Source organism: Lunatimonas lonarensis, assembly GCF_000390185.1.
Lineage (GTDB): Bacteria > Bacteroidota > Bacteroidia > Cytophagales > Cyclobacteriaceae > Lunatimonas > Lunatimonas lonarensis.
This window is the reverse complement of sequence record NZ_AQHR01000077.1, coordinates 1-634: the sequence shown is the minus strand read 5'-3', so window position 1 is coordinate 634 and position 634 is coordinate 1. Positions and strand designations below refer to the sequence as shown.

Annotated in this window: 1 protein-coding gene; it reads right to left on the bottom strand. The window is 33.1% G+C overall.

The genetic code is table 11. The features are described 5' to 3' along the window. Positions 1 to 55: 55 nt before the first annotated feature. Positions 56 to 574, bottom strand: coding sequence for an RDD family protein (locus ADIS_RS12485; protein WP_035805858.1), 519 nt, complete (start codon positions 572 to 574; stop codon positions 56 to 58). Between the last annotated feature and the right edge of the window lie 60 nt (positions 575 to 634).

Genomic DNA, 634 nt, shown 5'->3' with positions numbered 1-634 from the left:
TTTTTAACTTAACCTCTGGTACCATTTTAGGGGAGTATTATATTGTGTGCTGTTTTTATTTCATAATCACTTTTGTCCCCAATAATTTATCGTAAATCGACCGTCTCTCTGTGTCAATCACTATGCTTGTTGTATAAATCCCGAAAAGTAAGATTCCAAATATCGTTGCAAATCTGATATCTGCGTTTTGTGAAAAATATAATGGAGTTGGAAATATTACCCCAAAATGCGCTATTTCCCAAGGAGATAGTTTCAGTATTGTTCTAAAAAATGACTTTGGCAATCCAATTTTTTCCTTCTCGCTGTCAGTAACAGAGAGCTTCATTATCCTTTTTCCAAAACTACCACTCGAATATTTGCTGTCAAAATAAATGAAATATAACCAAACAGGTAGTGAGATTGTTACTAAAACATATACTTGCATATTCCAACTTATCTCAAACCATTCATCCGTCAAACCAATCATTCCTCTAAAATTACTCAGCAATGCCCATTGAAAGATTAGCATTACGAATGAATAGCAAATCAGACAGTCCAAGAGATATGCAGTTGACCTTTTTAAAAAGTATTTCATTTAATGCGTTTTCTATAATTCTGACTAACGTACACAAAAACCCTCAAATTTGAGCCAAAT

Coding starts and splice junctions, on each gene's coding strand:
- ADIS_RS12485 (WP_035805858.1), bottom strand. CDS start 574: ATGAAATACTTTTTAAAAAGGTCAACTGCATATCTCTTGGACTGTCTG.